Annotated in this window: 13 protein-coding genes and 1 tRNA gene; 2 read left to right on the forward strand and 12 right to left on the reverse strand. The window is 29.6% G+C overall.

The window, feature by feature from the left end:
• Positions 1-75: 75 nt before the first annotated feature.
• From L1S49_RS22470 to L1S49_RS22490, 5 genes are all read right to left on the reverse strand, one after another.
• Positions 76-522: a VanZ family protein gene (locus L1S49_RS22470; protein ID WP_238907524.1), complete on the reverse strand. Its 447-nt coding sequence runs from the start codon at positions 520-522 to the stop codon at positions 76-78.
• An 11-nt stretch (positions 523-533) separates the two neighbouring features.
• Positions 534-701 (reverse strand): hypothetical protein, encoded by a 168-nt coding sequence (locus L1S49_RS22475; protein WP_238907525.1) that lies wholly within the window; start codon positions 699-701, stop codon positions 534-536.
• Positions 702-828: 127 nt separating this feature from the next.
• On the reverse strand, positions 829-1,935 hold the full coding sequence (gene glgD, locus L1S49_RS22480; RefSeq protein ID WP_238907527.1) for a glucose-1-phosphate adenylyltransferase subunit GlgD: 1,107 nt from the start codon (positions 1,933-1,935) through the stop codon (positions 829-831).
• 34 nt (positions 1,936-1,969) lie between these two features.
• Positions 1,970-3,115 (reverse strand): glucose-1-phosphate adenylyltransferase, encoded by a 1,146-nt coding sequence (locus tag L1S49_RS22485; RefSeq protein WP_021803803.1) that lies wholly within the window; start codon positions 3,113-3,115, stop codon positions 1,970-1,972.
• A gap of 256 nt (positions 3,116-3,371) precedes the next feature.
• Positions 3,372-3,815: a hypothetical protein gene (locus L1S49_RS22490; protein WP_021803804.1), complete on the reverse strand. Its 444-nt coding sequence runs from the start codon at positions 3,813-3,815 to the stop codon at positions 3,372-3,374.
• A gap of 303 nt (positions 3,816-4,118) precedes the next feature.
• Between L1S49_RS22490 and L1S49_RS22495 the strand changes: the two genes are divergently transcribed.
• Together L1S49_RS22495 and L1S49_RS22500 are read left to right on the forward strand one after the other, a co-directional pair.
• Complete coding sequence (locus L1S49_RS22495; RefSeq protein WP_238907529.1) at positions 4,119-4,628, forward strand: dCMP deaminase family protein; 510 nt, start codon at positions 4,119-4,121, stop codon at positions 4,626-4,628.
• Positions 4,625-4,867, forward strand: a complete 243-nt coding sequence (locus tag L1S49_RS22500; protein ID WP_238907530.1) for a DUF2164 domain-containing protein — start codon at positions 4,625-4,627, stop codon at positions 4,865-4,867. Before L1S49_RS22495 ends, L1S49_RS22500 begins: the two co-directional genes overlap by 4 nt.
• A 43-nt stretch (positions 4,868-4,910) precedes the next feature.
• On the opposite strand, the gene L1S49_RS22505 is transcribed toward L1S49_RS22500, so the two are convergent.
• The 7 genes from L1S49_RS22505 to L1S49_RS22535 all read right to left on the reverse strand — a co-directional run bounded on the left by L1S49_RS22505 (position 4,911) and on the right by L1S49_RS22535 (position 13,814).
• A complete protein-coding gene (locus L1S49_RS22505) occupies positions 4,911-6,728 on the reverse strand; it encodes a glycoside hydrolase family 13 protein (RefSeq protein ID WP_238907532.1) in 1,818 nt (605 codons plus the stop codon).
• A 24-nt stretch (positions 6,729-6,752) separates the two neighbouring features.
• Positions 6,753-9,188 carry a glycogen/starch/alpha-glucan phosphorylase gene (locus L1S49_RS22510; RefSeq protein WP_238907534.1) on the reverse strand — a complete coding sequence of 812 codons (2,436 nt, stop codon included), beginning with the start codon at positions 9,186-9,188 and terminating at the stop codon, positions 6,753-6,755.
• 23 nt (positions 9,189-9,211) lie between these two features.
• The gene (gene glgA, locus L1S49_RS22515; RefSeq protein WP_238907536.1) at positions 9,212-10,645 is read right to left on the reverse strand and encodes a glycogen synthase GlgA; all 1,434 of its coding nucleotides are present in this window, start codon (positions 10,643-10,645) and stop codon (positions 9,212-9,214) included.
• A 16-nt stretch (positions 10,646-10,661) separates the two neighbouring features.
• Positions 10,662-12,647: a 1,4-alpha-glucan branching protein GlgB gene (gene glgB, locus L1S49_RS22520; protein ID WP_238907539.1), complete on the reverse strand. Its 1,986-nt coding sequence runs from the start codon at positions 12,645-12,647 to the stop codon at positions 10,662-10,664.
• A gap of 163 nt (positions 12,648-12,810) precedes the next feature.
• Positions 12,811-12,963, reverse strand: coding sequence for a hypothetical protein (locus tag L1S49_RS22525; protein ID WP_175550948.1), 153 nt, complete (start codon positions 12,961-12,963; stop codon positions 12,811-12,813).
• A gap of 280 nt (positions 12,964-13,243) precedes the next feature.
• Positions 13,244-13,516, reverse strand: a complete 273-nt coding sequence (locus L1S49_RS22530; RefSeq protein WP_238907541.1) for a hypothetical protein — start codon at positions 13,514-13,516, stop codon at positions 13,244-13,246.
• A gap of 222 nt (positions 13,517-13,738) precedes the next feature.
• A tRNA-Ala gene (locus tag L1S49_RS22535) sits at positions 13,739-13,814 on the reverse strand.
• Between the last annotated feature and the right edge of the window lie 73 nt (positions 13,815-13,887).

The following is a 13,887-nucleotide window of genomic DNA, read 5'->3' on the forward strand; positions in this document are numbered from 1 at the left end:
TTCAATACAGAAATCATCTTTTATGTGCTTAACACTCTTTTTTATATTGTCCTTGACACAGGTGTCAGATTAACGCTACTTCTTCCCTATTTTAAATCTATTGATTACGCTAGTCACAATATATGCAAAAGCTCCTCCACTAGTGTCTATAAGTACATCTCTAAACGCTGGACCTCTTCCTGGTACAAAAGATTGATGAAATTCATCACTACACGCATATAAAAATACAAATGCTAATGAATAGTTCCAAGCCTTTCTTTTATCCATATACATTCTTAGTACATTTAGCGTTAGAATATATAAAATAAAGTACTCAGTAAAATGAGCCCCTTTTCTTACAACAAAATTGGCTAAATTGCCTAAATGGCTGTTAAGATCTAATCCTAATACATTAAATATATATATTACTAGTTTACTTTGTTCATCTGATACATCCCCAGGCAATTGAGAAAAGATAAATATTACAATCATCCATGCTATCCATAATCCCCATCTTATTACCTTTTTACTTTTGTCGTTCATCTAATCAACCCTTACTTTAGTTTTTTTATTATATTATATCTATCTCTTAATAGATAAGTAAAGGCTAAAGATATTAAACCTACTCCTACAAATCTTGTAGAGTTTTTAACAAATAAAATCATCATTATCCCAAGTATTATAACCATTATATCTATCAAACACACGTTATTCTTTTTCATCATATCCACCCCACAATCTTCAATATAAATCACTATCCTTTAATAATTATAGCCTGTTTCTCTATAATTGTTTATTAAATCAACCTTAAATTTACAGTTTACTGTAAAAAGATTGAGAGGTGGTCCTTTAAAATACTCTTTCTTTTTCCATAACTAGTGGATGCTTGTCTAAACCCTTTAAAACTTCACCTTTTTCCACATGACCATATTTATCAATAAGAACATTCTCCAACCTAGCATCTTCTGCTATTATTACATTTTGAAAAATAATACAGTCTTTTAGTTTGGCATTTTTTCTTATATGAACACTTCTAGAAATAACACAATTTTCTACGCTTCCTTCTATATAACATCCATTAGCTATTATAGAATTTTTAACATCACTATCTTTAGTATATTTTGTCGGCCCACCATCTTTAGTTTTTGTATATATTGGACCATTATCAAAAAACAATTCTGTATTTATCTTTACATTTAATAAATCCATGTTAGCCTTATAATAAGAACCCAAAGAATCTATACAACTTAGGTATCCCTTAAACTCATAAGCATTTACTTTAAGCTCATCTAGCTTTTCATAAATAGCTTTTTTTATTTTTCTATACTTACCGGTCTTTATACAATCATAAATTATCTCTATAAATAAATCTTTTTTCAAAAGAAACATTTCCATACATATATTAAGTTCTTTATTACTTCCAATATTTTTACCTACACTTCTTACTCTATTTTCCTCATCTATGCTTAATGCATCACAATTAATAAAACTACTATCTCCATTATTTATTTTCTTATAAACTACTGTAACATCTGAGCTATTATTCTCATGATATTCACTAATTTTACTAAAATCTATATTACAAATCATATATGATGGAGCCATTAGTACATATTCTTGTCTACTGAACTTAAAAAACTCAATATTGTTTGCGAATATATGCACGTCATCATAGTATAAATCGTCATCTGAAAAATTAAAAACTCTTAATCCATCTATCTTTCTATGCAAGTCCCAAGGTCTTCCGTTACTTAAGTGATCTATTAAGGACCTTGATTTGTTTTTTGTGAAAATCCCTATATTGTTGATACCAGAATTAGTCATATTAGAAAGTATAAAATCTATGATTCTATATCTTCCTGCCATAGGTACAGATGCCAATGGTCTGGTTCTGGTAAGTTCATTTATTCTTCCCTCATTTTCATCTAGGTTAATAATTCCCATATAAGTTTTCAAAATCCCACTCCCTTTATCTATATAAACATTAGGTTTATTCCATTATGGTACCACTTTTAATATCTTCTTTTGCTGGTATTACAGTTATCTTGTTTCCATGCCCTATTCTGCATTCTCTTCTAATTGTTACATTATTTCCAACTATAGCTTTATCAATAATTACATTTTCACCTATTTTAGTATTTGGCATTATTACAGAGTTTTTTATCACTGTATTTTTACCTACAAACACTCCAGGAAATAAAACTGAATTTTCTACTTCTCCATGAACTATACAACCCTCTACTACCAAGGAAGACTTTACACTAGCATGTGGTCCTATATATTGAGCTGGCCTTACTGGATTAATAGAATATATTCTCCATTCATTGTCATATAAATTCAATTCATTATCATCTTTTAATAAATCCATATTAGCTTCCCAAAGACTTTCTATGGTACCAACATCTTTCCAATATCCTTCAAAAGGATATGCCATTAACTTCTTACCTTGCTCAAGCATTTTAGGTATTATATTTTTTCCAAAATCATTATTAGAGTTTTTATCAGCTTCATCCTCTTTTAATAGTTTTTTTAATGTTCTCCAATTAAAAATATATATTCCCATAGATGCCTTAGTGCTTTTAGGTTCAGCTGGTTTTTCTTCAAATTCATATATACTTAAATCTTCTCTTGTATTCATTATTCCAAACCTAGATGCCTCTTCTAAAGAAACGTCAATAACTGCAATTGTTACATCTGCTTCATGTTCTTTATGGAAATCTAACATTTTTTCATAATCCATCTTATAAATGTGATCACCTGAAAGTATCAACAAATATTCTGGATCATGGTCATCTACAAAAGGTATGTTTTGATATATAGCATTAGCGGTACCCTTATACCAATTTCCGCCCTTTTCTTCTTGATAAGGTGGTAAAATATTTACTCCCCCATCTCTTCTATCCAAATCCCAGGGGTCTCCTATTCCTATGTGAGAGTTTAATTCTAGTGGTTGATATTGTGTAAGCACACCTACCGTGTGAATATTAGAATTAGAGCAATTGCTTAGAGTAAAATCGATAATTCTGTATTTTCCTCCAAATGGTACAGCTGGTTTTGCTAACTTTTTAGTTAATACTCCTAACCTAGATCCTTGTCCACCAGCTAAAATCATAGCAATAATATTTTCTTTGACCATTTTATAACCTCCCTTTCTAATGATGTTTTTTCCTAATAGATAACTTTATCAATCTATTTTATTATCATTTGCTTAAATATATCTTCATTACATTTTTTCCCATATGTTCTAATTATAGCAACATAACTGTATTACTTCAATAAGCTTTTCTGGATTTATATGGCAAGTGAATTTTTTTACATATCCTTCATTTATGAAACGAATTCATAAATAAAAAGAGAGTACTACTAGGCTTTAATTAGTACTCTCATAAATGTTAACTACGCTCGGTTAAGAATTTTGAAACATATGCCAAGGACTCTTCTATTAAATCTTGTCCATTCTCTAACTCTTCCATTTTTTTCTCTAAGGAAAACATACGTTGATCTAATAGAGTTATTCTATCTTTAACATCATTTAAAATTTTACTTTCATAATTAATTTGATTGCCATATTCATCTAAATAAATGTGTTCTGGAGGTCCACCACATTCTACGCATTTTAAATATATACCCTCTTTATCTCTATCTCTAAATATTTTAAATGTATCATTTCTACACCTAGAGCATTCTGATAATAAAGTATAATCATAATAACTCACATCTATTTCATAATTACTTCCACATTCTTTACAAGTTAATATTAATTTTTCATCCTTATTTTCTAAATAAAAACTATTTCCACTGCATCCTTCCTTTTCACACACCACAGTTCTTATCACAAATATCACCTCCTAGATATTTAATATGTTCATTTTAATACATTTATTCCTATATATTTATGTGAGGTAACTATTTTTGAAAATCAAAAAGAGCCAACTTTAAAAGCTGACTCTCTAGCTATAGGTGAATTTTAATGGAGGATATACTTAACGCTTAATTTTATATTTTATCGCTAGTAAATAAATAAAAAGTGTTAAGTTTATTAAATATAGTATACTCTAATTGATAATTATTTTCAATATATTTGTTTAATAAAAAAAGTTATAATGTAACTATAATATTTTATGTAAAGGAGTTTATTTATGGTTGATACTAAAAGAGAAAATTATATATCTTGGGACGAATATTTTATGGGGATAGCTCTTATCTCCTCATTAAGAAGTAAAGATCCTAATACTCAAGTCGGCTCTTGCATAGTTAATTCTGACAATAAAATAATCGGAATAGGTTATAATGGACTTCCTAAAGGCTGCTCTGATGATGATTTTCCTTGGGGGAATTCCGGAGATTTTTTGCAAACAAAATACCCATATACCTGTCATGCCGAACTAAATGCTATATTAAACAGCATAGGTACTAGTTTAGAAAATTGCAAAATATATACTACCCTTTTCCCTTGTAATGAATGTACTAAAGCACTTATACAGGTTGGAATAAAAGATATAATATATCTTTCAGATAAATATTCAGATACTGATATAGTAAAGGCATCTAAACGTATGCTTAATACTGCAAAGGTCACATTCACTAAATTTCAAACAAACAGAAAAGATTTACTTATTTCTTTTGAAAATATGGAGGATACAAAATGAGTGCACAAAAAAAGAATGAACTTGAACTATCAAAAGAAAAAAGAGAGGAGATGATCTCTTTGATTAAAACTTATTTCTATAATGATAGAGATGAAGAAATAGGTGACTTAGCCGCAAGTTTAATTCTAAACTTCATTGTGGATAAACTTGCTCCTGAATTCTATAATCAAGGAGTTATTGACTCATATAAATATATGGGAAATTCAATTGAAGATTTATTATCTATCCAAAGATATTAAAAAAATTACTATGAGAATTAAAAGCTCATAGTAATTCTTTCTTTTATTCTAATATTACGCCTTCAAGTGGTTTTAATACTAAATTCCCATTTATTATAGGTTTTCGAATATTAGTAAGAAGGTCTTTTTTGTATATAACTTTACTTTTCTCAGGAAGTATAACTTCCTTTTCTTCAGATAGGTTTCTATTAACAGCTATATATAGATATTTATTATTTAATCTTCTTCTAAATAATAAAATATCTTCTTCAGAATTAATAAACTCTATATCTCCATCTATCAATTCTTCATTTTTATTTCTAATAGAAACTATCTTTTTATACATATAGAAAATCTCTTTATCTTCTTTTCCCCATGGAAAGGTCTTTCTATTATCTGGGTCTTTTCCACCTGTTAACCCTGCTTCATCACCATAATATATCAGCGGAACCCCTACCATTGTCATTTGAATGATTAATGCGAGATTAATCAAATCTTTTCCACCTAATGAAGTTAAAATCCTTTCAGTATCATGATTTCCTAAGATATTCATAAGGCTATAAAAGTTTTCTTTTGGATAATTTTCTTTTAAACTTAAAATAATCTTAGAGAACCTATTAGAAGTAATATCTCCTCTTAAGAATGCAATTAATGTATCCTTTAATGGATAGTTAGTAACTGAATCCAGCTCTTTGCCAAGAAAATATCTTCTTTTTACTCCATAGCTAACCTTATTAGATGCATCTTCCCAAACCTCACCTATTATAACTCCATCGGGACTTTCTTTTTTAACTCTATCCCTTAATATCTCAATAAATTCATCTGGGAGCTCATCAGCTACATCCAATCTCCAGCCGTATACCCCTAAACTCATCCACTTAGATATAACAGACTCCTTATTTCTTATAATATAATCTAAGTATGTTGGATTCATTTCATTTACATTTGGCAAATCTTTTATTCCCCACCAACATTCATATTCATCTGGATAATTGTAAAATCTATACCAATCATAATAAGGTGAATCCTTTGACTCATAAGCACCTAGAGAATTTTCATTTTTATACTTGTTAAAGTATATAGAGTCCTGTCCAGTATGAGAGAAAACACCATCTAATATTATCCTTATGCCTCTCTCTCTAGCTTTTAGGCATAATTCTTTAAAAATCTTTTCATCTCCGAACATCTCATCAATCTTTTTGTAGTCCCCTGTATTATATTTATGATTTGAGGAAGCTTTAAATATAGGATTAAAATAGATTATAGTAACACCTAAACTTTTCAAATAATCCAGCTTATTTATTACTCCCTTTAGGTTTCCTCCATAAAAATCCCATCTTGCAATATCTCCATTGTTGTCTTTTATATACATAGGTTCATCATCCCACCTACCATATATAAAAGAGTTTTTCTTAGGATTACTAACCAAACCATTTTCATTACCATTATAGAATCTATCTACAAATATTTGATATATTACCCCATGTTTATACCAATCAGGTACTAAAGCTTCTTCATAAACTGTTACCTGAAACCCCTTAGGATTATGATAATATATTTGACCTTCTCCACCTAATTCTTCTTCATTATTCCCGTAATAAATTATATCCTCATTAATCTTAAATGAAAAATAATATTTAACAACCCCAACTTTATTAAGCTCCAAAACTATTGAGTATTTCTCTTTTCCATACTCTAAAATTCGCCTATTCATGGGTATAACTCTCATATCATTATTGAAATCAATAATATTTAGAAAAACTTCATGAATATTTACTTGGGATTCTAAAAATAATTCTACTTTTGTATCTACTCTCACTGCTCCAAAGGGTTTTCTAAAGCTTAAGTCTTGAGAGTTATGATATATAGTTACATTGTCCATATTCACTATCCTCTCATATTAATTTTATAAATTTTTATATAGATAGCCTGATCCCCATATACCCGTAGCATATTCTTTTATAGTTCTATCACTTGAAAAAATACCTGAGTGAGCTATATTAACACAACTCATCTCCTGCCATTTCTCTTTATTTTTATATAATTTATCTACTTTTTCTTGAGCCTCAATATAAGAAGCAAAATCTTTTAAGACAAAAAATTCATCATTATAATTTAATAAATTTTCATAAACAATTCTGAATCTATCCTTTTCATCATGATAAAATCCATTTACAAGTTGATCAGTTATCTTTATTAATCTTTCATCGCCATTTCTTGTATCCCAAGCCGAATACTTTCCATGCCTATAATACTCTAATACTTCCCTTTCTGTTAATCCAAAGATGACTATATTATCATCTCCAACCTCATCTCTAATCTCCACATTTGCTCCATCAAGAGTAGCTATTGTTATAGCTCCATTCATCATAAACTTCATATTGCTTGTTCCCGAAGCCTCTTTTGTAGTTGTTGATATTTGTTCACTAACTTCTGTAGCCGGTACTATATCCTCAGCTAAGGATACCCTGTAGTTCTCCATAAAAACTATTTTCATTTTATCTGAAACTCTAGGATCGTTATTTATTTTATCTGCTAGTGCAGTTATAAGCTCTATGGTCTTTTTAGCTAAATAATACGCTGGCGCTGCTTTTCCTGCAAATATAAAGGTTCTTGGAGCTATATCAAGACTAGGATTTTCTAATAGCTTATTATATAAATCCATTATCCTAAGGGCATTTAAAGTTTGTCTTTTATATGCGTGAATTCTCTTTACTTGAACATCGAAAATAGAATTAGTATCCACTACTATTCCCTGATTATCTTTAATAATCTTTGCTAACTTTTGTTTGTTTTCATTTTTTATTTTGAATAAACTTTCTTTAACAAAACTATCATTTTTAAACCTTTCAAACTTCTCCATATCCGTTGGATGTTTAATCCAACTTTCTCCTATAGTTTCATTAAGCAATTTAGTTAACTTAGGATTTGCTTTTATTAACCACCTTCTATGAGTAATTCCATTTGTCTTATTATTAAACTTTCTAGGATACATGTAATAGAAATCAGACATTTGCTGATTTTTTAAGATTTCTGTATGGAGTTTTGCAACTCCATTAACACTATGGCTACCTACTATAGCTAAATGAGCCATCCTTACATATCCATCTCCTACTATAGACATTTGAGATATCTTATCCCACTGCCCTTCATACTTACTCCATAACTCTCTTGTAAATCTTTCATTTATTTCTTCTACTATCATAAAGATTCTAGGCAATAACTTCTTAAACATATCTATTGGCCATTTTTCTAAAGCCTCTTGTAAAATAGTATGATTAGTATAAGATACAGAATTTGTAGTTATTCTCCAAGCATCTTCCCATGAAAGGCCTTCTTCATCTAATAGTATTCTCATAAGTTCTGGAATAGCTAGGGTTGGATGCGTATCATTTATGTGTATTGCTATTTTTTCATTTAATAAACATAAATCTCCTAGATGTTTTTTATAATGTCTAATTATACTTTGTATACCTGCTGAAACAAAAAAGTACTGTTGCTTAAGTCTTAATATTTTTCCCTCATAGAATGAATCATCTGGATAAAGAACTTGAGATATAGCCTCTACTGAGTTCTTATATTCTATAGCTTTTAAAAATTCTCCTCTACTGAAAGATGAGAAATCAAACTCATTTACTACAGGTTCAGCACTCCAAAGTCTCAATGTATTTATTACTTCATTCTCAAAACCTACTATTGGAGTATCATATGGAACTGCTAATACAGGCTCATAATTAATATGAGTGAAGGTCAATCTTCCTCCTATATACTCAGTTTTTATTTCTCCTCCAAATTTCACAACCTCAGCCTTATCTGTTTTTTTAATCTCCCATACATTACCTTCTCTTAACCATTTATCAGGAGATTCAACCTGAGAACCTTCTATTATTTTTTGTTCAAAAAAACCATACTTATATCTTATTCCACACCCATTACCAGGTATCTTTAAAGATGCCATAGAATCTAAAAAGCAAGCTGCGAGTCTTCCTAAACCACCATTACCTAAGCCTTGGTCCTGTTCAAAATTTTCTAACTCTTCAAGGTCTACTCCTAGTTCCTTTAATGCTTTTTTACAAACATCCCTTATTCCAAGATTTAATAAACTATTTCCTAATAGCCTTCCTAAAAGAAATTCCATAGAAAAATAATATACTTGTTTCTCTTTCTCTCTGTTATATCTTTTATTAGTTTCTATCCACATTCTAGATACGTAATCTCTAATTAAGCTCCCTAAAGTTTCGTATTTATTTAAATTAGTCCCCTCATCTAAGTCTTTTCCGTGTAGTTCTATGAATTTTTGTATATAATCTTTTTTAAATCTATCTTTGCTTATTGTGAGCATGGTCATCACTCCCGTAATATTATTTAAGTATTAACCAAATCCTTATACATATCTAGATATACTTTAGCTGATTTTGTCCAACTATTATCAGCGTTCATAGCTTCCCTAACTAACCCCGTCCATATTTCTTTATTCTTAAAACATTCTAAAGCAGTGGTTGTGGCTTCTAAAAACTCATTCGAGTTGAAATTTTTAAAAGTGAACCCTCTGCCAGTTCCCTCATATTTATTATATGGTATTACAGTATCTTTAAGTCCCCCTGTCTCTCTAACCACAGGTATAGTGCCATATCTTAAAGCAATTAACTGTCCAAGACCACATGGTTCAAATAATGATGGCATAAAAAATATATCTGAAGCTGCATATATCTTATGTGCTAAAGCATCATTAAATTTAATATTTGTAGATACCTTTTCTGGATATCTATAGTGTAAATTTCTAAAATGCTCTTCATAGATACTATCACCAGTACCTAAAATAACTAGCTGAACATCATCCTTTAATATTCTGTCTGCAATATCTATAACTAAATCAATTCCTTTTTGGCTTGTTAATCTTGATATTATAGATATCATAGGCACATCTTCTCTTACAGGAAGATTTAACTCTGATTGAAGCAATTTCTTATTTAGACTTTTTTTATTTATAGTCTCAAAACTGTAATTTTCATATATACTTTTATCTGTTTCAGGATCATAGCTCTCATAATCAATCCCGTTTAGTATGCCAATTAGTTGATGGTTTCTAATTCTTAAGAGCCCGTCTAATCCTTCCCCATAATACTCTGTTTGTATTTCTTCTGCATAGCTAGAACTAACTGTTGATACTTTATCAGAATAATTAATTCCACCTTTCATAAAGGATACTCCACCATTAAATTCTATGCTTCCATTGTTATATGGTTCCATATCATAACCAAAGAGCTCCGGAAGAATGTTAGGATCAAAAACTCCCTTAAACAATAAATTATGAATACTGTATACTGATTTAATTCCACTATAAAAATTATCCTTTGAATACTCTAATTTTAAAAGCATAGGAATTAAACCACTCTGCCAATCATTACAGTGAACTACATCAGGCTTAAAATCTAACTCCTTCATAGCTTCCACTACTGCTCTATCAAAAAATGCAAATCTTTCTCCATCATCATAATAACCATATAATCCATCTCTTGAAAAATACTGCTCGTTATCTATAAAATAATATCTTACACCTTTTATATCATATTCAAAAATCCCACAATATTGTCTTCTCCATCCAACCTGTACCATAAACCACTTTACGAATCGCAATTTATCTTTATATTCACTCTTCAAATCTTTATATTTAGGTAATATTACCCTAACATCTACCCCTTCTTTATTTAGCTCTTTTGGCAAGGCACCTGCTACATCCCCTAGACCACCTGTTTTTATAAATGGATCTGCCTCAGAAGTTACAAACAATATTTTCATAAAATACCCTCCATACTCACTTACTTTCAACTAATTCATCTTCTAATATTTCTTCCTCTATTTTTTGTGGCTTTAAGATCAATGTTGCCATAGGAGGAACCTTAATTTTCAAACTATATTTCTCCTTATGCCATCCTTGTGAACTAGCTGTAATCACCTCATCCATAACTTGTCCTGAACCACCATAACTGCTAGCGTCACTATTAAACAACTCATAATATTCACCTAAATATGGAACTCCAACCTTAAAATCATAATACACCTTAGGAGTAAAATTACATATCACTATCAAAGTATCTTTTTTATCTTCTCCCATTCTGCAGTATATAAATATACTTTGATCTTTATTATCTGCATCAATCCATTTAAAACCATCGTGCTCATAATCTAGCTGCCATAAAGCCTTTTCAGTTTTATATAAATTATTTAAATCCTTATAAAAGTCCTGAGTTTGCTTATGTCTTGGAAATTCATCTATAAGTTTCCACTCAAGCTGCTCATAACTTCTCCATTCTATGAATTGAGCAAATTCATTCCCCATAAAGGTAGTTTTTTTACCTGGATGAGTCATCATAAAACCTAAAAATGCTCTTAGTCCAGAGAACTTATTCCAATAATCTCCCCACATTTTATCTATTAAAGATTTCTTTCCATGTACAACCTCATCATGAGATATTGGAAGAATAAAGTTTTCTGTATAATGATACATCATAGCAAAATTAATAAGATTATGATGATACTTTCTATATATAGGATCGATCTCAACATATTTTAATACATCATTCATCCAACCCATATTCCACTTAAAGTTAAACCCTAATCCACCCATCTCCACAGGTTTAGTTACCATTGGCCATGTTGTTGATTCTTCAGCAATCATTAAAATATTAGAAAACTCTTTAAATACTGCTGTATTTAATTCTTTAATAAATTCTGCTGCTTCTAGATTTTCACGTCCTCCATATTTATTAGGATTCCACTCTCCTTTTTCTCTTCCATAATCTAAATATAATATATTAGCAACTGCATCTACTCTCAATCCATCTATATGGAATTCTCTGAGCCAATACAATGCATTTGATATTAAAAAACTCTTAACCTCCGGCCTTCCTAAATCAAAATTTGCAGCTCCCCAGCCCTTATTTTCTTGTTTACTTAGCTCTTCATATTCATAGGTAACAGAGCCATCATACTTATATAAACCATGATTATCTTTACAAAAATGTCCTGGTACCCAATCTAAAATAACTCCTATTCCTTCATTATGTAGAGCATTTATAAGCTCCTTGAATTCATCTCTTGTCCCATACCTACTAGTAACGGAATAATATCCAACTACCTGATATCCCCAAGAATCATCTAGAGGATGCTCCATTATAGGCATCAATTCTACATGGGTGTAACCCATACTTTTCACGTATTCTGGTAACCTTTTTGCTAGTTCTAAATAAGATAGAAATTCTCCATTCTCATCAGTTCTCCATGATCCAAGATGAAGCTCATATATATTTACTGGACTTTTATAAATATCAGTTTTATTTCTTGAATTTATCCACTTTCTATCTTTCCATCTATATTTTAAATCTCTCGTTATAATAGATGCGGTATTAGGTCTTAATTCACTATATATTGAATATGGGTCTGATTTTAATATAATTTTATTTTGTTCAGTAGTTATAGCATATTTATAAACCTGACCTTCCTTCATACTAGGGATAAAAGAACTCCATAAACCAGACTTTGTTATCCTCTCTAATGAATATTCCTCAAGAACTTCCCAATTATTAAAGTCTCCTACTACATTTATTGCTTTTGCCTTAGGTGCCCATGTTGTAAAGCGAACCCCTCTTTTTCTTTTCTCAGTAATAAGATGAGCTCCCATAAATTTATATGCATTATAATGACTACCATTGTGAAATAGATATGTATCATATTCTGATATATTCTTAATATCTATTATTTCTGTCTTTTCATTCTCTACTCTATCTTTAAGTTCAACCATATTCTCAACCCCTTGAAATCTTAATAATGTAATTATAACATAATTTTCCATAAATTCTATAGTATTGATATTTTTTATAAGTTACATAATTTAAAACCTTTCCATAATCCATTTAGATATAAAACAAAAAGCCGCATTAAGCGACTTTTAAAATTTATTAAATCTATTCATCTTTTTTATCTTCTAATTTTATTTGTTTCTCTAGTTCATCTATCTCTTCGTCTATTTTGTTTGTATTTTTACCCGCTAAAATTAATTCTCTTTTTTTCAGTTTCAATTCTACTAGTTTTTCTTTCAGCTCTTGTATTTTTGACATAGAAACACTCCCCATCTTCCACTCTCTTTTTCCCAATAATTTTATATAATTAACAAGTAAAAAATACTATACTTATATAATATGTTTTTTTAAGTTCGATGCCAATTTACATTAACCCCTTAAACGTATTCAAGTCATCTTATTTATACATTTATATAAATTTTTTCATTTAATTATATACAAAAACAATACCCTAAAACTTTTCTAATATAATTATTATTTTAAAGTATAGTTCCTTGCATTTCAATATAATTAATAAAATATATGTCATTCCTAATATTTACTTTAACTTTATATTACATATATAAGATTTCACTAGTTCTATAAATACACTCAGAATTATAGTTATTACTAAAAATCCATATCCAAAATCTAATCTAAATGATGTATTTACTTTTCTATAATTATAAACCATAAGCCACCCAGCTCCTAGAGATTTCTGATATATGTCCTGTAACTCATATCCCCTACTTTTTATAATTATCATAAAAATTAGAAAAATAAATATTAAAATAAAATGTTTAATAATGTTTATAAATCTTTTTAAACTCAAAAAATTCATCACCTTTAATTAATCCTTATGTAATATATGAAAAAGCTAAAAAAATAATGCTTATTTTTAATTATATCTTTTAGCAAAATACTTAAATACGATAATGGAACATTTTTACTTTAAGATTAGTCATGAAAATAAGGTTAAGAATAAGTTGTCGTTACCATAAAAATATGAAATAATTTAAAACAAAAAAGACACATGTTCGACATGTGTCTTTTTTGGTGGAGATAAAGAGATTCGAACTCTTGACCCCCTGCGTGCAAGGCAGGTGCTCTCCCAACTGAGCTATACCCCCAAAAATGGTGGACCTTCAGGGACTCGAACCCCGGACCTACCGGTTATGAGCCGGTTGCTCTAACCAACTGAGC

The sequence above is a fragment of the Clostridium sp. YIM B02506 genome, assembly GCF_022324845.1.
Classification (GTDB): domain Bacteria; phylum Bacillota; class Clostridia; order Clostridiales; family Clostridiaceae; genus Clostridium_T; species Clostridium_T intestinale.